The sequence below is a fragment of the Mesorhizobium sp. ORM8.1 genome (assembly GCF_053005525.2).
In genome coordinates this window covers 5003531-5023242 of sequence record NZ_CM132600.1, presented here as the reverse complement: position 1 = coordinate 5023242, position 19712 = coordinate 5003531, and the positions used below count along the sequence as shown (strand labels likewise).

The following is a 19712-nucleotide window of genomic DNA, read 5'->3' as shown; positions in this document are numbered from 1 at the left end:
CCTATCAGGCGTAACGGCACCGTCGCCCGGCCGCATGGCGCCGCGAAATTGCGACATCCGGGATTGACGCGCATGCCCGTGCACTGCAATGTCATTTTAACCAGCTGTTTACCATGCGGTGGCTGAAGATCGGGGGCGATTTGGAACCGTTTTTGGACGCGAACCTCCTGAACTGGGATGATCGGGCGGAGCTGCATGCGACCGACAGAACAGGCAGCTACCGCATCGAGAATGTGCTGGCTGGCGGATCCAATCTCTATGAGTTGGAAACGCGCGAGGTCGGTGACATTCTGGGCAAGGACATCGTCCATCTGCAATGTCACATCGGGCTCGATACAATCAGCCTGAGGAACCTCGGCGCGGGCAGCGTGACCGGCCTGGACTTTTCACCAAAGGCAATCGCCGCGGCGCGGGATTTCGCCTCCAAGGCGGGCAGTGACGTTCGCTTTGTGGAAGCGCCGCTGTATGAGGCTGCCGAAGCGCTCGACCGAACCTACGACATCGTCTACGTCACCTGGGGATCGGTAAACTGGCTTGACGATGCCTTCCGGTGGGCTCGAGTGGTCGCCGATCTTCTGCGGCCCGGCGGCAGGCTCTATTTGGCCGAGGGCCATCCCTTGATGTTCCAGTGCAATCGCAAGGCCACGGCGCTCGAGTTGAAGCACGACTGGCGCACGCCGCTGACGCGGCCGCTCGTCTGGAACGAGGATCTGACCTACACCGGCGATGAGCGCACCTTGAAGCATCCTCGATATTATGAGTGGATCCATCCGATCAGCGACGTGGTGAACGCGCTGATCGCAGCGGGACTATCGCTCGATTTTCTCAACGAGCACGACACGGTTTCGTGGCAGCACTTTTCCTTCGCAGTGAGGGCCGGCAAAGATATGTACGGTCTGCCCGAAAATGCACCCAAAATTCCGATGGCCTATTCAATCGGAGCGACCAAGCGCGGCGCCGGGACATATCGGATCATGCCGAAGAAGGTCGATAGCCACTAGTTTCGCCATGTACGGGTTCTGGTGCGATTCCGCGCGCGACGGCGCCCTCGGAGGCCCAAAATTTTAAAGATTGTGAAGGCTAATATTAAGTTATTGCGAGCTAATATTCCCTTGGTCAGGTTCGCCCGGAGAGCCTGAGAAGCACAGGGAAACTCGTCCTATTGGCTTTTTTCGCCAGCAGGTTCGGCCGCCTCAAGGGGGTCTTTTCACCGGCAAGGATTCCGGCGGCGATCGCGATTGTGGTCATTGCTGTTTGCGCGTTGTTCGCGGACCATCAGAATAAAATCGTCTCCGACCAGGCCACCCGCGCGGACGTTCTGGCCAAGGTCAGTGTCATTCGCGCCAAACTCGAAGGAAACATCAACGGCAACCTTCAGCTGACGCGAGGACTGGTCGCGGCAGTCACGACCGAACCGTACATGGGACAGCAACGTTTTGCTGAGCTTGCCAGCCGGCTGTTCAACGAAGAGTCCCAACTTCGCAATATTGCAGGCGCGCCCGACCTGGTCATTTCCTTGATGTACCCGATGGCCGGCAACGAGAAGGCTATCGGCCTTGATTACCGCAAGAACGACCAGCAGCGTGCTGCTGCCCTGCGCGCGCGCGACGAGCGCAAGCCCATTCTCGCCGGTCCGGTCGATTTGCAGCAGGGAGGAAAGGCCTTCGTCGGCCGATTTCCGGTATTTGTAAAAAGCGCAGGCAACACCGACCGGTTCTGGGGGATCGTTTCCGCGGTCGTCGACGTGCAGCGCCTTTACCAGGCGAGCGGTCTTCTCGACAAGGATCTCGGAATTGACGTCGCCCTCACCGGCAATGACGGCCTTGGCGCGAAGGGACTCCAATTCTTCGGTGATGAACGGGTCGTCAAGAGCAATCCGGTGACGGCAGATGTTCTGGTTCCGTCGGGCTCTTGGCAGATTGCTGCCATTCCCAAGAACGGTTGGCCCACCACTCCCGCTAATGCATGGCTGCTACGGACGATCATGGCGGCGGCGGCGGCGTTGATCTTGCTCCCTTTCCTGGCTGCAGGCCGCCTCATTGATGAAAGACAGCGAAACTATTGGGAACTGCAACGGCTGTCGCGACGGCTGGAACTTGCTTTGGAGGCGTCGGCCATCGGAGTGTGGGAGCATGATCTCGAAACCAACCATCTTGGTTGGGACGATCGCGTCAACGAGATATACGGCAGAGAGGCTGACGGCGGGCCGCGCGGATATACGGACTGGGCCGAAGCCATTCATCCTGCCGATCTGCCCGGCGCACTTGCGGACTTCGACAAAGCCGTGGCTGCGCAAAGCACATATTCGTCGGAATACCGCGTCGTTCGTCCCAACGGCGAAATTCGCCATGTCCGGTCCAGGGCAATGTTTTACCAGACTGCAAATAATTCGCCTCGAATGGTCGGCGCGGAGTGGGACGTCACGGCAGACGTTTTGCTGAACAACGATCTGGTTCGCGCAAAACAGCTGACCGAGTCGAAGAATGTGGAACTCGAGTCTGCCAGGGCGCGCATAGAACACATCGCCCTGCACGATTCGCTGACGGATTTGCCCAATAGGCGTTACCTGGACCAGGTGCTGGAGGATTACGCGGCAAAGGCCAGGCTCGACGGCGGTTGCGCAGCGCTGCTTCACGTAGATCTGGACCGCTTCAAGCACATCAACGATACGCTCGGCCACGCGGCAGGCGACGCAATGCTGGTGCATGCGTCATCCGTTCTCCAGTCCAACGTCGGCGACCGCGGTTTCGTCGCCCGGATTGGGGGAGATGAATTCGTCGTGCTCTGCACGGTGTATGATGATGTCGGCCAAGCCGCCACGCTCGCCGACCGTATTATCGAGCAGATGCGCCGACCCGTGTATTACCACGGTCATCAATGCCGTTTTGGCGTCAGCGTCGGAATAGCAATCGACAATGACAGCGATACCGATGCCAAGCAGTTGCTGGTGAACGCCGATATCGCGCTTTACCGGGCAAAGAGGCGGGGTCGCAATCGGCATGAATTCTTCAGTGGAGAGCTGCAAAGCGAAATCGTCAACACGAAGAGGATTGCCGACGAGATTCTGGCCGGCCTCGAGCGAAACGAATTCATCGTGTTCTACCAGCCTCAATTCGACGCGAAGACACTGGAAATTATGGGCGTTGAAGCACTGGTGCGGTGGAAGCACCCACAGAGGGGTATTCTGGCTCCTGACGTTTTCCTGAAGACCGCCGAAGAACTGAACGTCGTCTCGATGATAGACCAGAAGGTCCTCCAGCAAGCGCTTTTGGATTTCGAGGCATGGTCTGCCGAGAAGATTGGCATTCCGCGCGTGTCAGTCAACGTCTCGGCGCGGCGCCTTCGCGATGAGGAACTCCTGAAGAGTTTGCGCGACCTCAATATCGCGAAGGGAACTTTTTCATTTGAGCTCGTCGAGTCGATCTTCCTCGACGACAACGACGATCTGGTCACATGGAACGTTGAGCAGATCAAGCAACTCGGCATCGATATCGAAATTGACGATTTTGGCACCGGCTATGCGTCCATTGTGAGTCTGCTCAAACTGCAGCCGCGCCGCCTGAAGATAGATCGCCAACTGGTGGATCCCATCGTGAACTCACCCCAGCAAAGGCAGATCGTCTCCTCGATCATCGAGATCGGCAAATCCTTGGGCATCGAGATCATTGCCGAAGGTGTCGAGACAATGGAGCACGCACGTCTGCTCAGGGGGCTGGGCTGCGACATACTGCAAGGCTATGCATTCGGGCGCGCAATGGATTCCGACAGTCTGAGAAGGTTTGTTCGATCTCGTCGGTTTCGCGTCGCAAGCTAATGCATGTCGCCCAGAGTGTGCTGCGGTTCTGGGACAACGACAGGCATCAAAACAAGACTTAAAGCGCGACACGCTTTAGCCCAATCGAAATCTCCGGCATGCGTGCTGTCGCGGCAAGGCTTCGCCGGCCTCAGCCAAACCGTGCCGGCGTCCGTACGCCGCCCGCCGCCTTCAGCTCCGCGATTAAGGGGTAGAGCGTCACGCCCCGAGCATGCCTCCCTCACCAGTCGGCAACTCAAGTGCGGACCGTAGCAAGCCGTGCTCCCGTCGATAGAGCATCGAATAGCTGACCGGCGCCAACAGGTCATCGTCAGGTTGGAAATCCGCAATGCGCTTGTTGAAGGGCACGTTACCGCAGCCGGGAACAAGGCAGTCGTGCTTTCCTTTCGGACATTGGTTGAACGAACAAAGCCGGCCGAGATAGCGGTCGCTACCGGGTTCGAAAAGGAACACGTCGAGTTGGTGGTTGGCGACACTGATGCCGACGCCTGCCTCGAACGCGTGACGCAACCGAGCCGACGCTGTGAGTTGATCCAGACTGCCAAGTCGAGATCGCCGCACTCGTGCCAGACCTCGATGCCCGCACGGCGGAACTCGCTGAACCGAGGAACTTCCTTCCACAGCGGCTTCGCCACCGATCCAATGACGGCGACCGCCTCGATCTCGGGAAATGCCATCCACGCCTTCATGACGACATCGGCCGCCAGGCGGAACTCGTGCTGTCTCTTCAGAAGATAACGGTTCTGGCTTTCGATCTGGGATCGCCGCATGAATTCATCCAAGAAGCTTCATCAGGTTGCGTTTGCGGCCGAAGCGGAGCTTGAGTTCAGCCACGTGAGCCGCCTGTTCCTCCGCAGAGCGGAGCGCAGCCATGCGCCGCAGCAGTTTCACTACTTCCCCATAGGCAACAGACCCACCGCTATCGGCCAATTGATCGATGCGTTCCACATAAGTCTCGATCGCCTCGCGAGGATGGGACGCCTCGCTCGCCTTGGTTAGCGTCTCACGCGCGCCCGATGATACGCCATGCTTTCGAACAATAGCCCATGCGTCGCCGAACGCCTTTTCGTGCGTCATGATATGGACGAGCAGGTCTGCCTCGGACGACCATTGGGTCGATCTTTTTCCACGGAGCCTCGACTGGAGTAACCCCATAGCGGCCTGGCCGGCGCCGCTTCCTCCGATCTCGCAAAGCTGCAGGTAGAGTTGATAACTGGCTGCCTTTTCGAAGACCTGCAGCAACAGCTTTTCGGCGTCCACTTGTCGACCAGCTCGAGAAAGAAGCCCGGCCGTAAGCGTCACGAGCTGCTCGTTTGCACCGTGGTCTTCAAATATCCATAGCCCCTCTTCGGCATACCGAAGAGCCTGATCCGCGCGACCATGAGCGAGGCAGAATTCCACCAACTGCTGATATTGCCAAGGCGATGACAGATCTTTCGCGCGCAGACTTATACGGGCATCGACATCGCCGTCGTTTTCGGCGAACCCATCCAGGATCTGCAGCAATTGGTGGTAATTCGAGTCGATATCCGGGGCGAACGAACCGCGGGCCGCGCGCAATCCAATCTTCGGCGGCAGTTTCTCCCACGTCTCCGCTGCCAGTCGACGATACTCCGCAAGTCCTCGCGCGCCCAACACCTCGGCGTAGATTATCGAGGCGCCGTCAAAGGCGCCGTACTCGCCCTTCATTTCACGGGCGAACAGATCCTTGGCGAATGATACAGGTTCGGGGCCCACGGCGCAGGCGGCGCTCAAATGAATATCCCGCGCCCGGCACAGCAGGTCGCCACAATAACCGTCGGAGTCGTCGATCGACTCCATCGCGCTTTCGATCCGGTCGATGGCATGCTCCGCCAAATGCAGCGCGGGGATGGACCTACCATGCGAAACCAGATCGTCTATGAGATCGAGCACCTCCTCCACATCGGCGGCCCACCGGGGCACTGCGCGATATTCGATATAGCCTCTCGTTCTCGTCCCTTCATCTATGGCCTTACGCAACCGAGCTTCGAGCGTCTTGTCGTCGGCGCTCATTGTCGACGCGGCCGTGTCGAACTTGCGAAACAACGCTGGATCGCGGTCGGCGAGCGCGACCATCATTTTGACCAGCATGTCGACGCCTTTTGCCCGCAGATATTCCTCGATCCTTGCGAGCGCGCCGATGCCTTCCGGCTCGGCGGCGGCATTCGCTGCGAGCGCGACCGCGACCATGTGCTTGCAGAAACTCGAATCGTCGAAAGCAGGACAAGAACAACTTCCAGCGATCTCGAAGTCCCGACCGGTAACCTCAGTGCGGTAATCCTCCGTGCCGGTGACCTGCGCACGCACGCGCGAGCTGTCGATGGAGAGTATTTCTACTTTGCTTTGGAGATGGTACGCTTCGCCACGCGAAAACACCTTTTCGCCCGCGATCTTGCGCAAGGCGACAACGTCGAAGCGCCTCTGGCTCGAGGTCATTTTCCGGCATCGACTCCACTGACCGCTATGGCGGCGATCGTAGTCGTCCGCATCAACTCGTCAAGAATGCGGCTGCCCTCGCCGTCATCTGAACCTTGCCGGCGTCCAGGCGCCACCTGCCGTGCTCGACTCCACCGCCGCCGCCACGAACTTCACGCCACGCGCGCCGTCGATCACATCGGGCACCTGCGCCGCGCGCACCGCATCGATCGTTCCGCCCGAACGATGGGCGCGAATAATGTCGGCGGCGTCGCGGTAGAAATTGGCGAAGGCCTCGATATAACCTTCCGGGTGTGCCGCCGGCATGCGCGACACGCGCCGCGCTTCCGCCGTCGAGCCATGGCCGCCGCGCACCAGTGTGCGCGTTTCCTCGCCATAGGGCGAAAAGCGCAGTTCCTCCGGCCGCGAACCCGACCATTCGAGCCCTGCCTTGTCGCCATAGATGCGCACCGAAAGATCGTTGTAGTGGCCGGGCGAGGTCTGGCTGGCGAGGATCGTGCCGCGCGCCCCGCCTGCCCAGCGCAGCAGGACATGCGCATTGTCGTCGAGCCGCCGTCCAGGCACCGCGGTGAAGAGGTCGGCTGAGACCGCTTCCGCCTCGAAGCCGGAGATGAAGCTCGCCAGGTTGAAGGCGTGCACGCCGATATCGGCAAGCACCGCCGACTGCCCTGCCCGCGCCGGATCGGTGCGCCACTCCGCCTGCTTGTGGCCCTGCGCATCGATCGGTTGCGTCAGCCAGTCCTGGATATAGGCGCCGTGCACCGACACGATGCGGCCGAGTTCTCCGGCAGCCGCCATTTCGCGCGCCTGGCGGACCATGGCGTAGCCAGTGTTGTTGAGCGTGACGACGAAGCGCCGCTTCTTCGCCTTCGTCAGCGCCACCAGCGCTTGCGCATCGGCAAGCGTCGTCGACAACGGCTTGTCACAGATGACGTCAATCCCGGCTTCGAGAAAGGCGGTGGCGATCGGCGCGTGCAGGTGGTTGGGCGTGACGATGACGACCGCCTCGATGCCATCCGGCCGTGCCGCCTCGGCTTTGGCCATAACGTGATAGTCGGCATAGCTGCGCTCCGGCGCGATGCCGATCTCGGCGGCCGATACAGCCGCGTTCTCGGGATCCGAAGACAGCGCGCCGGCGATGAGCGTAATCTGGTCATCGAGCCGCATCGCCAGCCGGTGCACCGCGCCGATGAAGGCATTGCGGCCGCCTCCGACCATGCCGACGCGGAGCCGTTGGCGTGACGTTCCATCAGCGGTTGCATAGACCATGATTACGATTATTCTCCTGACTGGTGCGGCGGTTGCCGCAAGCCTTCGACTAAGGTCGATCTCTGTTTTCGAATGATATTTCTATTTTTCCGTTTGTAAAACGATTGTGCCGCGTTAGCTTTTTATCCAGGTTCAGCTAGAGCATGATCCCGAAAAGTGGGAACCGGTTTCGGAAAAGATCATGCTTCAGCATAAGAGCCGCATCCGGAGGGCAGGGATCGGATGACGCATCCGGTGGTGGGGTCACAATGAGGCATACCCTATGAGTGGCCGTCGCGGAGCGGCCGACAAGCCGTCCACACATAGTCTGGAGACGGCGGCAAGAAAGCGAAGCCGTTCGCTGGCGGCATTGGGCTACACGAAACCGCAAACCTATGAAGATCTGCGCGCGGTGCTCTCCTCGGGCACGGTGCATTTCCCCAAACGGCTGCGCCAGGTCGCCATCTACCTTTGGCAGCATCCGAGCGACGTGGCGCTCGGCACGATCGCGCAGGTAGCGGCGCAAGCCGGCGTACAACCGTCGACGCTCGTCCGTTTCGCGCAGATCTTCGGCTATGCCGGCTTTTCCGATTTCCAGAGCCTGTTCAAGGACCGCATGAAAGGTTCCTGGCCCGAGGCGCAAGGCAGCCGGGAAAAGATCGCGGAACCCAACGCCGACCTGCATTTCCTGAACGGCATGGTCGGCGCCTCGCAGGCTTCGCTCAGCCGCATAGACAACAGTTTCGACATCGATGCCTTCGAGGCGATGGTGGACCATCTGTCGGCAGCCGACCTGATCTACGTCATCGGCTCCAAGCGCGCCTTCCCCGTCACCACTTATCTGTCGCTGACACTCTCGCAGCAGGGGGTGCGCAACGTGCTGGTCGACAATGTCGGCTCGAGCGCGCTCGATCAGGTCGCCTGCATCACGCCGGGCGATGCGGTGCTGGCTGTCTCCTTCAGCCCCTATAATTCGATCACGCCCGATCTGGTCGCCGTCGCACATGAACGCCAGGCGCGCATCCTCACCATCACCGACAGCACGTTTTCGCCGCTGGTGCGGCTATCCGACACCTGGCTGGAAGTGGTCGAGCAGGATTTTGGCGGTTTCCGCTCGCTCGCCGCCTCGCTCGCCGTCGGCATGGCCTTGGTCCACGGCGTCGTCGCCCGCCGGACAGGCTGACCGGCGCGATTGACTAAAACGAACTGTTGTTCCATATTTGAAAAAATAGAAACTTTGTTCCGGGAAGAGGAATGGAGGTCCGGCTCGACGGCAAGGTGGTGCTGATCACCGGCGCCACGCAAGGCATCGGCCGCGCGATCGCGGAGCTCGCCGCGCGTTCCGGCGCCGCCGGCCTGCTGATCACCGGTCGTGACCGCAAGCGTGGCGATGCCGTCGCCGCGGAGCTTTCCACCATCGGCGCCCCGGCCGTCTTTACCGCTGCCGACCTCGGTAGTGCCGATGCTCCCGCGCACTTAGCTCAAACTTGCATCGAGCGCTTCGGCCGCATCGACTGTCTGGTCAACGCCGCCGGTCTCACCGACCGCGCCTCTTTCGTCGACGCCACGCTCGACGACTGGGCATCGCTGTTTGCGGTGAATGCGCGCGCGCCCTTCTTCCTGATGCAGGCAGCCATCGCCGACATGAAGAAGCGCGGACAGGGTGGCGCCATCGTCAACATCCTGTCGATCAATGCGCATTGCGGCGCGCCCGAGCTTGCCGTCTATTCCGCCACCAAGGGCGCGCTGGCGACACTGACCAAGAACGCCGCCAACGCGCACCGCTTCGACCGCATCCGCGTCAACGGCATCAATGTCGGCTGGACAGACACGCCGGCCGAGCGCGTCATGCAGGCCGACACGCTTGGCCACGGGCCGGGCTGGCTCGATGCCGCCAACGCCGCGCAGCCCTTCGGCCGGCTGTTCTCCGTTACCGACATCGCCAACCTCGCCGTCTTCCTGCTCTCCGATGCCGCCGGGCCGATGACGGGGACATTGGTCGACCAGGAGCAGTGGGTGATCGGAGCCAATCGGTGAGCCCGTCGCCGGCCGACCGTCTCAGCCCTGCCCTGCTCGACCGCATCCCGCCGGATGTGCGCAAGCCGGCTTACGATCGCGCTGCGCTGCAGCCCGGCATCGCCCATATCGGCGTCGGCGCTTTCCACCGCTGTCATCAGGCCGAATACACCGACGACCTTCTCGAACACCATTTCGACCGCTGGGGGTTGGTCGGCATCAACATCCGCCCGCCTTCTCTCGCTGAGACTCTTGGCAAACAAGGCGCCCTCTACACGCGGCTGATCCGCCAGAACGACGATGTGGAAGCGCGCATCATCGGCAGCATCGTCCGCGTCGTCGACAGCCAGGACAGCGCCGCGCCTGCCCTGGAAGTGCTCGCCTCGCCCGACATCGAAATCGTCACCATGACGGTCACCGAGAAAGGCTATTGCCATATCCCTTCGAACGGCGCGCTCGATCTCGATCACCCCGACATCGTCCATGACCTCGACAACCCCGAGACGCCGCGCAGCGTGCCCGGCATTCTGGCGCGGGCGCTGGAACTGCGCATGGCCTCGCATGGCCGGCCGGTGACGCTGCTGTCCTGCGACAACATCCCCACCAATGGCATCATCCTTGGCAATGTCGTGCGAACCTTCGCCGAGCGACGCGGCTCGGCTCTGGCAGACTGGATTGCCACCAATGTCGCCTTCCCTTCGGCCATGGTCGACCGCATCGCGCCGGCGACGACCGAAGCCGATATCGACACGGTCGAAAAACGCTTCGGCTACCGCGACAGCGCCGTCGTCGTCGGCGAGCGTTTCCGCCAATGGGTGATCGAGAACCGCTTTGCCGGCCGCGTGCCGCGCTGGGACCTCGTCGGCGCCACTTTCGTCGACGACGTTACCCCCTTCGAGCATCTCAAGATGCGGGTGTTGAACGGCGCCCAGACGACGCTGAGCTATCTCGGCGTTCTGGGCTGCTTCGAGCATACATTCGAGGCGATTGCCGACCCGCTGCTTGCCGGCTTCGTCCGCCGCATGCTGACGGAGGAGACGCTGCCGACGCTGATGCCAGTGCCCGGCATCTCGCCGACCTTCTATGTCGAGCAGAGCCTGTCGCGCCTCACCAACACCGCGATCCATCACCGCAATCACCAGATCGCCACCGACGGCTCGCAGAAGATCGTCCAGCGCCTGCTCAACCCGATCCGGGACCGCCTGGCAAAGGGCGACGGCATCGCGCTTCTTTCGGTGCCGGTTGCCGGCTGGATGGCCTATCTGGTCAAGGCTTCCGCGCGCTTCGGCCGCGCCTGGCAGGTGTCCGACCCTTTCGCCGATAAGATCGCGGCAACAGCCGACCACATCGGCTCGGACATCAAGGCGCTTGTCGAAGCGATCCTGGCCATCGATGCGATCTTCGACCCGGCTCTGGCCGCCAACGGGGTATTCCGCGCCCATGTCGTCGCCGGCCTTGACGGTCTGCTATCGGACGATCCTATGGGGTTTGTCAGACAAGTCTTGGCTGAGCCAACAGATGGCCGGTTGAAGCAACCGGCGCGATCTGCATAGTAACAACCGGGAGGGATCATGAAGCTTGGACTGCTCACCGCACCGTTTCCGGATACGCCGCTCGGCGAAGTCGTCGACTGGGCGCGCTCGGTCGGTTTCGAGGCGCTCGAAATCGCCTGTTGGCCGAAGACCTCAGGCACCAGCCGCCGCTACGCCGGCACCAGCCATATCGATGTGGACATCTCGGCCGCGCAGGCGAAGGACATCGCCGCCGAGCTTGCCGGCAGGGGCATAACCATTTCCGGTCTGGGCTTCTATCCCAATCCCTTGCATCCCGACCAGGCCCATCGCGAGGCGGTGATCGCTCATCTGAAGAAGGTGATCGTGCTGGCAAGCCGCATGGGCGTTTCGCTGGTCAACACCTTCTGCGGCGGCGATGCCTCGAAGACCGTCGATGCCAATTGGGAAGACGCGCAAAAAGTCTGGCCTGCAATCATCGCCCATGCGCGCGAGCATGGCGTCAAGCTCGCCTTCGAAAACTGCCCGATGATCTTCAGCTACGACGAATGGCCAGGCGGGCACAACATCGCCTACTCGCCTTACATCTGGCGCCGCATCCTGGAAGCATGGGGCGGCGACGTCGGCATGAACTTCGACCCCTCGCATCTCGTCTGGCAGATGATCGACAAGGAACGTTTCATCCGCGAGTTCGGCAGCCACATGCTGCATGTGCATGCCAAGGACCTGATGATTGATCATGATGGTTTATACGAGCGCGGGATCCTTTCGGCCGGGATAGGCTGGCAGGTGCCACGTATGCCAGGGCTGGGGGACATTGACTGGAGCAGGATCTTTTCCGGCCTTTATCGGGCCGGATATGACGGTCCGGTCATCATCGAGCATGAGGACCGCCGCTTCGAGGGGTCGGACGAGAAGGTGAAGCGCGGCTTCCTGTTGGCTCGCGACGTGCTGCGTCCTTTCATCAAATGACGAAAGCTTGGTTCTGATCGCTATCGGAGCCCGGGACTAAACAACGAAAATCAATGTGGAGGAGTAACTGAAATGAAAAAACAACTGACCATGGCTTCGCTTCTTGCAGGCGTTGCCCTGCTCGCCTCGGTGGGCGTTTCGGCTGCCGCCGGCAAATACACCATCGGCATTTCCAACACCGTGCAGGGCAATGGCTGGCGCGAGGAAATGATCTGCGCCATGAAGGCGCAGGCGCTCGCGTCGGGCGAGGTGGCGAAGCTCAACATCGCCCACCGCAACACCGATGCCGCCGGCCAGCTCGAGGACATCCGCAACCTGATCAGCGCCAAGGTCGACGCCATCGTCGTCAACCCGGCCGATCCGGCCGGCATCAAGGCCGGCCTCGAGGAAGCCACCAAGGCCGGCATCGTCGTCGTTGCCGTCGACCAGGCGGTGACCGAGCCGTCCGCCTACATCATCTCCAACAACCAGGAGCAGTACGCCTATCTCGGCGCCAAGTGGCTGTTCCAGCAGATGGGCGGCAAGGGCGAAGTGTTCTACATGCGCGGCGCCGCCGGCGCTTCGGCCGATAGCGATCGCGACAAAGGCTTCAAGAAGGCGCTGGCCGAATTCCCCGACGTCAAGGTCGCGCAGGAAGTCTTCACCGGCTGGCAGCAGGACCAGGCCAAGCAGCAGATCCTGTCCTTCCTCGCCACCGGCACGCCGATCAACGGCATCTGGACCTCCGGCATCGACAACGTCATCGTCGACGCGCTGGTCGAGCAGCAGGCGCCGATGGTGCCGGTTGTCGGCGCCGACAATGCCGGCTTCGTCGGCCAGTTGAACACGGTCAAGGGTCTGGTCGGCGCTGCCGTCACCAACCCCGGCTCGATCGGCGGCGCCGGCGTGACGCTGGCGCTGCAGATCCTCGACGGCAAGAAGCCGGCGCAGCAGACCGTTCTGGTCGACCCGCAGCTCTGGGAAAACGCCACCGACGCAGGCAAGGCCAAGCTGAAATCCGCCGCCGACCCGTCGCTCAGCCCCGAATGGCCGGTGTCGATCTCGATCCCGGACTGGACGACCTACACCAAGGACCAGATCGTCGCCTGCAAAGGCCCGGGCGAGTAAGCGCCTGATCTGAAACGCAAGCGCAAGGACGCCGGACTAAGGTCCGGCGTCCTTGCCATTCGGCTTGGCACGCATAATTTTGAGCCTTTAAATCGAGAACGCTTTGACTACCAACCCTCTCCTCGACGCCACCGGCGTCGCCAAGAACTACGGCGCGGTTGCAGCACTGCGCAACGCCTCGCTGTCCGTATTGCCGGGCGAGGTCCATGCGCTGATGGGCGCCAACGGCGCCGGCAAGTCGACGCTGGTTAAGATTTTGACCGGCGCCATCCGCGCCGATGCCGGCCACATGCTGATCCGTGGTGAGACGCTGGATGTCCGCTCGCCTGCTGCGGCCCGCCGTGCCGGCCTGGTGCCGGTCTATCAGGAGCCGTCGCTGATCCCCGATCTCGACGTCCTGTCCAATCTGCGGCTCACCGGCACGCCGGTCGAGCCCTTTCGCGCCTGGGTGCGCGAGCTCGGCATTCCCGATCTCGATATCCGCGAGACCGCCCGCAATATCCCTTTGGCCATTCTGCGCGTGCTCGATCTGGCGCGTGCGCTTGCCGTCGAGCCCGACGTGCTGCTGCTCGACGAGATGACCGCGGCATTGCCGGCCAACCTTGCCGAAAAAGTGCTCGAGATCGTGCGCCGCCAGGGCGACGCCGGCCGCTCCGTCATCTTCATCTCGCACCGCTTCGTCGAGATCTCGGCGCTTTGCGACCGCGCCACGGTGCTGCGCGATGGCGCCACGGTCGGCGTCGTCGATATCGAACCGCGCATCGAGGAAAAGATCGTCGAGATGATGCTCGGCGCCCGCATCGAGAAGACCCGCGTCGCCGCGCGCACGGCAGCCGAAACGGCCACGGCAAAGGATCGCCGGCCACGGCTTTCGGTGCGCAACCTGCAGCTCGGCACTAAGCTCAACGATGTCTCCTTCGATCTTGCCAATGGCGAGGTCGTCGGGGTCTTCGCGCTCGAGGGCCAGGGCCAGGACGAATTGTTCGCCGCCCTTGCCGGCTCGATCCGGCCGGCCGGCGGCACGATCGATGTCGATGGCGCGCCCGTAAAATTCTCGCATCCGAGCGACGCCATCCAGGCCGGCATCGCCTATGTGCCGGGAGACCGCACCGAGGCTTTAGCCATGCAGCGCTCGGTGCGCGAGAACATCGCGCTGCCTTTCAGCGCGGCACTGCGTAAATGGGGCCCGATCCGCATGCGGCGCGAGCAGGTGGTGGTTTCCAGCGCCATCGCAAGGCTGCAGATCGATACCCGCGCGCAGGGCGAGGTGCAGCGCCTTTCGGGCGGCAACCAGCAGAAGGTGACCATTGCCCGCTGGATCGCGGCAAACGCCCGCACCATCCTTTGCTTCGACGCGACGCGCGGCATCGATGTCGGCACCAAGCAGGAGATCTACAAGCTGCTGCGCGAGCTCGCCGGCCAGGACAAGTCGGTGCTGTTCTACACATCCGAAATGGAAGAGGTGCAGCGCGTCTGCGACCGCGTCATCGTCATCTTCGGCGGCCGCATCGTCGACACTTTCCCGGTCGAAGAGGCCGACGAACCGGCGCTGATGCGCGCCGCCTACGGCCTGCCGCGCGGTGCCAGGGCCGATGTCGGCATCCTTGCCGAAGTGAAACCCGGTTCCAGCGCGGAGGCCGCGCCATGAGCCGCTTCTTCCGCAATCAGGGTTGGGTCGCCGGCCTTTTCGCCCTGCTGATCTTTCTCTTCGTCATCACCAGGCTGATCCAACCGGGCTATGGCAGCGGCGACTTCGGCTCGCTGGCGCGGGCGGTCCTGCCTTACGCTTTTGCCGTCGCCGCCCAGACTGTCGTCGTCATCGCCGGCGGCATCGACCTGTCGGTCGCCGCGATGATGGCGCTGACCAGCGTGACCGCCGCCTCGATGATGAACGGCGCCAGCGAGGAATATGCGCTGTTCGTCGTGCCTTTCGTGCTTGCCATGGGCTTTGTGCTCGGCGCGCTGAACGGCGTGCTGATCGTCGTCACGCGCGTACCCGACATCGTCGTCACCTTGGCCACGCTGTTCGTGCTGCAGGGCGCCGCCCTTCTGGTGCTGGGTGCGCCAGGCGGCGCGGCCGCCGAATGGCTGAAGGCAATGATATCCGGCACCGTGCCGATACCGGGCCTGCCCGACAACATCGACGCCTGGTTGCCCAAGGCGCTGCTGGTGCTGATCGTCTGCCTCTGCGTCATCTGGATGCCGCTCAGGCGCTCGCGTCTCGGCCTGTCCATCTATGCCATCGGATCGAGTGAGCTCGCCGCCTTCCGCAGCGGCGTGCCTGTCAAGCGCACCCGCATCATCGCCTATGCGCTGTCCGGCCTGTTCGCGGCGATGGGCGGCTTAGCGCTGACCATGAGCACCGGCATCGGCGCGCCCATCCCCGGCCCCTATCTGCTGGCCAGCGTCGCCGCCGTGGTGTTGGGCGGCGTGGCGCTCGGCGGCGGCAAGGGCGGCCTGCTCGGGCCGATCATCGCCGTCTTCGTGCTCAGGCTGGTGCGCACCGACCTCACGCTTCTGGCCATCGATCCTAATGTCACCGCCATCATCGAGGGCTTGATCATGGTCGCGGTCGTCATGTTCGGCGCCTTCATCACCATCCGCGGCCGGCCAGTGGGAGCAACGCCATGACCGACAGCGCCATCATGCCTCCGCCGGTCTCGCTGGGCCGTCGCGTCAAGCGCTTCATGGCCGACCGGCCGCTCATTCCGCTGATCATCCTGCTCGTCATCCTGGTGGTGATCCTGCAGATCCTTCGCCCCGGCATCGTCAACGAGCGCTGGCTTGCCAACACCGCGAAATTCGCCATTCCGCTGGCGATCCTTGCCGGCTGCCAAACCATGACCATGTTGACCGGCGGCATCGACCTTTCGGTCGGTACGGTGGCGACGATGAGCGCCTTCATCATGGCGACCCAGATCGTCAACCAGGATCCGGCCGTGGCATTCCTCATCGCCATGCTGCCGGCGGTGCTGATCGGCCTCGTCAACGGCATCGGCGTCGGCGTCTTCCGGGTGCATCCACTGATCATGACGCTCGGCACCAGCCTGATCGGCACCGGCTTCCTGCAGGTCTACCAGCGCACGGTGATTGCTTCCGGCGCGAAAATCCCGGACTTCCTGAACTGGCTGGGCACCGGCGTCACATACGGCTTTCCCAACGCGCTCCTGCTGTTCGTGCCGGTGGCGGTGCTGATCGTCTTCATGCTGAACCGTACAGGCTTCGGTCGCCTGCTCTATGCCGTCGGCGACAATGAGCGCGCCGCGCGCCTGTCGGGCGTGCGCTACTGGCAGGTGATCACGGCGCTCTACATCCTCTCCAGCCTGCTCGCCGGCATCACCGGCCTGCTCTATATTGGCCTGATCAAGGCGCCGTCATTGTCGCTCGCCGAGCCACTGGTACTGCCTTCGGTGGCAGCCGCCGTCATTGGCGGCACCTCGATCTTCGGCGGCCGCGGCGGCTACACCGGCACCATCATCGGCGCGCTGATCCTGACCGTGCTGACGACGCTGCTTACCATCCTGCAAATGCCCGAAGGCGGCCGCCGCATCCTCTTCGGCCTGATCGTGCTGTTCGTGACGGCGGCATATTTGCGTATCGTGGACGAGCGTTGAGATGGCCGGCACGGCCAGGTGCGCATATCGGACACCGGCGAACCTCACCACAACCCGACAAGCGACCTCAGCATCGCCTTGGCGCCAGCCGCTTCCCGGCAGGTCCTGCGAAACCCGGCTCGTCCCGTGGCATCGAGAACATCGTCGTCGATGCCGCGCAGGATCGCACTTGCATTGCGCCATCCCATCCTGGCCAGGGCGGATGCCAGCTCCGCGCGGGCCGGATTGAACCGGCTCTGGTCGATGGTCGGGCTTTCGTCCCGGTCGATGTCATTGCCCGCGCTGAGTTTATGCTCCGGAATTGTCACGCCGGCGCCAGCGTCGAATGGCGTGGAAAAATCCAGAAAACACGAGATCGAATTCAGGCTAGGGGCTGGCACGGAAACGAGCTCCTCGTAGCGCACGAAATGCACCGGGACGCCGGTGCGGCGCAGCGCGTCCATGGCGAAATAGAACTGGTTCCAATAGTCGGCCGGCGTCCGGAACCTGTATTCCATCTTCCTCGGCTCGGTGAAATCCTGCCTGACCTCGAATGGCTGGCCGAGGAAGGCCGCAAGGTTCCTGCTCGGCTTGAACAGCGTGTCGTTCCTTGCCTGGCGGTACCATGACAGAAGCTGGCTGACCGGGTCCTTGCTGACCACGACAATGGGCAGGTCGCCATAATGCAATTCGCGCCCATGCATGAGCGCCGGAAAAATCCCGTACTTCCAGAATCCCTGGTCGAAGACGACCGGAACCTCGAGGTAGCGTTCGACCAGGTACTTCACGAGATTCGTGCCGGATCTCGGCGTCCCCATGACGCGAACCGCGCCATCTTCGGGCCGTGATCGGCCGGAAGTCGAAATAGCCATGTCGGTTGCCGTCACGTTGAGAAAATCGGCTGTTCGGCCGCCAACCCGTTTGCCGCCTTCACGGCGTCACCCTCGGGAGCCCGTCGACGGACCCGGTGCCCGGCATCGCCCGAACCGAGCGCGGCGACATGGTCGATGACTGCCGTGAAGAAATCCCGCTCGCCGATGGGGCGGTAGCGCGACGCGATCGTTTCACGCAGTTCGGCAAGCCAAGCCCGATCCGTGCAGGCCCTGGCGACCGCGGCGCACCACGCCTCGAGATCGCGCGCCGGAAGCGTCGGCATCAGCCCCTGTGTCGCCTCGGCCAGCGACGGCGCATCCGAGATGAGAACCGGTAGACCGAAATCGAGGCACTCGGCGGCGCCCAGGCCCCAGCCTTCCACGGCCGAAGGGTAGACGCTGAATTCGGCATTCCGATAGAGCTCCGCAAGTTGCCCGTCACTGAGATTGGACCGGAACTGGACATGCTCGCGAAGCTGCGGATGGTCGCTCATGAAGGCGGCCAGCTCGTCATACATCCACCCCCAACGGCCGCAGAAGACCAGTGTCGGCAGCCGATCGCCCAAAAGTGGCAGCAGTCGATGCCACACCTTGAGCAGGAGGATATGGTTCTTTCTGATCTCGATCGTCGAGCAATAGAGGACAAACTTCCGGCCTTTGCCCTGCTGTTTGCAAGGCGCGCTTCGCTCCGGGACGGCTTCCTTGAGAAAGGCCCCAGGCGATGCCACCGCGACTTGCGGGCTCCGGTCAGGCATGGATGCGGCCGCGTGGCAGCGCACCCGGTCGGCGGTGTATTTCGACACGCAGACGAGCAGGTCCGAATTTTCCATCTGCCATGCCGTGTTGCGGACGAAACCGCGGGCGTGATGGGGGCCGACGAATTGCGGGAAATCGATCGGGATAAGATCGTGCATGATCGTGAAAATGCCGCAGCTGGTCTTTCCCGTCAGCTTCTTCGCGGCGATGTCGTGCACGCTTGCGCTCGAGAGGAAGCATATGGCGTTCTTGTCTTTCAGTGGATCTTTTGTCTCGGCCCGCCTTGGGCGCAGCGACGATTTCATGATCTTGAACAGGCGGATTACCGTCTTGGACAGCTGAAACTTGACCCCGCGCCTCTTCTCGGAACCGGAGACGAAGATTGCCGCCACGCGGTCGAACTCGCGCCCGAAAGCAAAGGGCGCGGCTCGCATGATCGTCAGCACTTTCCAGAGGCGAGCCAGATACGAACTTTGCTCTCCGCCGGTGGGTTGCGGCACGTTGCCATCGACCAACTGCCTTAGATAGCGAAGCTCTGTCTCGCCCAGCGTCTGGCCGCGCCCCTGCGCGTCGACGATGAAGAACCCAACCGGCGAAGCCTTCCACCGCAGGGCCTGGCGAATGAGCGCTGTTTCCACGCGCGGGATACCTACTGGCGGATGAGGGCCCCAGCGCAAAGGCAAAGTGGCGTCGACATAGAGTTTCTTCAAAGGCTACCCCCGACAATGGCTGGCGACCATCGCGGCAATCCGGTTGCCGCAATGCAAGGTCGCGCTGGAGCCGGATTGCTGCGGCCCTTCTCGCTTGATTTCCGCGCTCCAGGTCTGCTTCCTGAAGTCCGGCTTTCAATACGTGGGAAAATTACCCACGTCAATATGCCGGCTTGCAGACGAGTCTCGGTCACCGCATTCGCGAAAGCGCCGTTGTCAGAAATAAAACATCTCGAATTGACTTGTGGGTAATTTTCCCACACAATGAACTGGTCAGCGATGCATGCAGATGAGGAGCAAAGGCACCAGATCCCAGGTACAGGGATCGAATTTCCGAGGATCGTTCACCCCCCGAATGGTCCTGGAAGGCAGCCGTAAAAAAGCTCGAACAGGTCCCCCTACACGAGCGCATCGAACGGCTGCCCCGGCCGGTGCCTGTCTATCGCAAAAGACAGCCCGGCCGGATCATCGCCTGCTTTCAAACAAGCTGGCCTACGGCGATTTCCCAAGGCTGGGCGAGACCCTGCGCTTTCCGGAATTGCGGGGGGTCTGGAGCAATTTCGGACGGAAAACCGCTGCGCACTTTTCCTGGAATTGCCGGGCGGTCTGGAGCAATTCCGGACGGAAAACCGCTGCGCACTTTTCCTGGAATTACT

Annotated in this window: 14 protein-coding genes and 1 pseudogene; 10 read left to right on the top strand and 5 right to left on the bottom strand. The window is 62.3% G+C overall.

Annotated features, from left to right (window positions below):
• Window positions 1-113: 113 nt before the first annotated feature.
• Both ACVDG8_RS25225 and ACVDG8_RS25220 read left to right on the top strand, forming a co-directional pair.
• The gene (locus tag ACVDG8_RS25225; protein ID WP_447250854.1) at window positions 114-1001 is read left to right on the top strand and encodes a class I SAM-dependent methyltransferase; all 888 of its coding nucleotides are present in this window, start codon (window positions 114-116) and stop codon (window positions 999-1001) included.
• 161 nt (window positions 1002-1162) lie between these two features.
• Entirely contained in the window at window positions 1163-3814 is a 2652-nt protein-coding gene (locus tag ACVDG8_RS25220) for a bifunctional diguanylate cyclase/phosphodiesterase (protein ID WP_447250853.1), read from the top strand.
• A 198-nt stretch (window positions 3815-4012) separates the two neighbouring features.
• Here the strand turns inward: ACVDG8_RS25220 and ACVDG8_RS25215 are convergent.
• From ACVDG8_RS25215 to ACVDG8_RS25205, 3 genes and pseudogenes are all read right to left on the bottom strand, one after another.
• Window positions 4013-4584 (bottom strand): annotated as a pseudogene (locus ACVDG8_RS25215) (hypothetical protein).
• Window positions 4585-4588: 4 nt separating this feature from the next.
• The gene (locus ACVDG8_RS25210) at window positions 4589-6271 is read right to left on the bottom strand and encodes an SWIM zinc finger family protein (RefSeq protein ID WP_455707258.1); all 1683 of its coding nucleotides are present in this window, start codon (window positions 6269-6271) and stop codon (window positions 4589-4591) included.
• A gap of 84 nt (window positions 6272-6355) precedes the next feature.
• Entirely contained in the window at window positions 6356-7540 is a 1185-nt protein-coding gene (locus ACVDG8_RS25205; RefSeq protein ID WP_447250851.1) for a Gfo/Idh/MocA family protein, read from the bottom strand.
• 262 nt (window positions 7541-7802) lie between these two features.
• Between ACVDG8_RS25205 and ACVDG8_RS25200 the strand changes: the two genes are divergently transcribed.
• The 8 genes from ACVDG8_RS25200 to ACVDG8_RS25165 all read left to right on the top strand — a co-directional run bounded on the left by ACVDG8_RS25200 (window position 7803) and on the right by ACVDG8_RS25165 (window position 16739).
• Window positions 7803-8702, top strand: a complete 900-nt coding sequence (locus ACVDG8_RS25200) for a MurR/RpiR family transcriptional regulator (protein WP_447250850.1) — start codon at window positions 7803-7805, stop codon at window positions 8700-8702.
• A 71-nt stretch (window positions 8703-8773) separates the two neighbouring features.
• A complete protein-coding gene (locus ACVDG8_RS25195; RefSeq protein WP_447250849.1) occupies window positions 8774-9556 on the top strand; it encodes an SDR family oxidoreductase in 783 nt (260 codons plus the stop codon).
• Complete coding sequence (locus ACVDG8_RS25190) at window positions 9553-11088, top strand: mannitol dehydrogenase family protein (protein ID WP_447250848.1); 1536 nt, start codon at window positions 9553-9555, stop codon at window positions 11086-11088. Before ACVDG8_RS25195 ends, ACVDG8_RS25190 begins: the two co-directional genes overlap by 4 nt.
• Before the next feature lie 18 nt (window positions 11089-11106).
• Window positions 11107-12018: a sugar phosphate isomerase/epimerase family protein gene (locus tag ACVDG8_RS25185; protein ID WP_447250847.1), complete on the top strand. Its 912-nt coding sequence runs from the start codon at window positions 11107-11109 to the stop codon at window positions 12016-12018.
• Between the two features lie 72 nt (window positions 12019-12090).
• Complete coding sequence (locus ACVDG8_RS25180) at window positions 12091-13125, top strand: ABC transporter substrate-binding protein (RefSeq protein ID WP_447250846.1); 1035 nt, start codon at window positions 12091-12093, stop codon at window positions 13123-13125.
• A gap of 103 nt (window positions 13126-13228) precedes the next feature.
• Window positions 13229-14773 carry a sugar ABC transporter ATP-binding protein gene (locus tag ACVDG8_RS25175; protein WP_447250845.1) on the top strand — a complete coding sequence of 515 codons (1545 nt, stop codon included), beginning with the start codon at window positions 13229-13231 and terminating at the stop codon, window positions 14771-14773.
• Window positions 14770-15756: an ABC transporter permease gene (locus ACVDG8_RS25170; RefSeq protein ID WP_447250844.1), complete on the top strand. Its 987-nt coding sequence runs from the start codon at window positions 14770-14772 to the stop codon at window positions 15754-15756. The genes ACVDG8_RS25175 and ACVDG8_RS25170 overlap by 4 nt, the downstream gene beginning before the upstream one ends.
• Window positions 15753-16739 carry an ABC transporter permease gene (locus ACVDG8_RS25165; protein ID WP_447250843.1) on the top strand — a complete coding sequence of 329 codons (987 nt, stop codon included), beginning with the start codon at window positions 15753-15755 and terminating at the stop codon, window positions 16737-16739. Before ACVDG8_RS25170 ends, ACVDG8_RS25165 begins: the two co-directional genes overlap by 4 nt.
• Before the next feature lie 44 nt (window positions 16740-16783).
• On the opposite strand, the gene ACVDG8_RS25160 is transcribed toward ACVDG8_RS25165, so the two are convergent.
• Together ACVDG8_RS25160 and ACVDG8_RS25155 are read right to left on the bottom strand one after the other, a co-directional pair.
• Window positions 16784-17590, bottom strand: coding sequence for a hypothetical protein (locus ACVDG8_RS25160; protein ID WP_447250842.1), 807 nt, complete (start codon window positions 17588-17590; stop codon window positions 16784-16786).
• An 11-nt stretch (window positions 17591-17601) separates the two neighbouring features.
• Window positions 17602-19056, bottom strand: coding sequence for a glycosyltransferase (locus ACVDG8_RS25155; protein WP_447250841.1), 1455 nt, complete (start codon window positions 19054-19056; stop codon window positions 17602-17604).
• Between the last annotated feature and the right edge of the window lie 656 nt (window positions 19057-19712).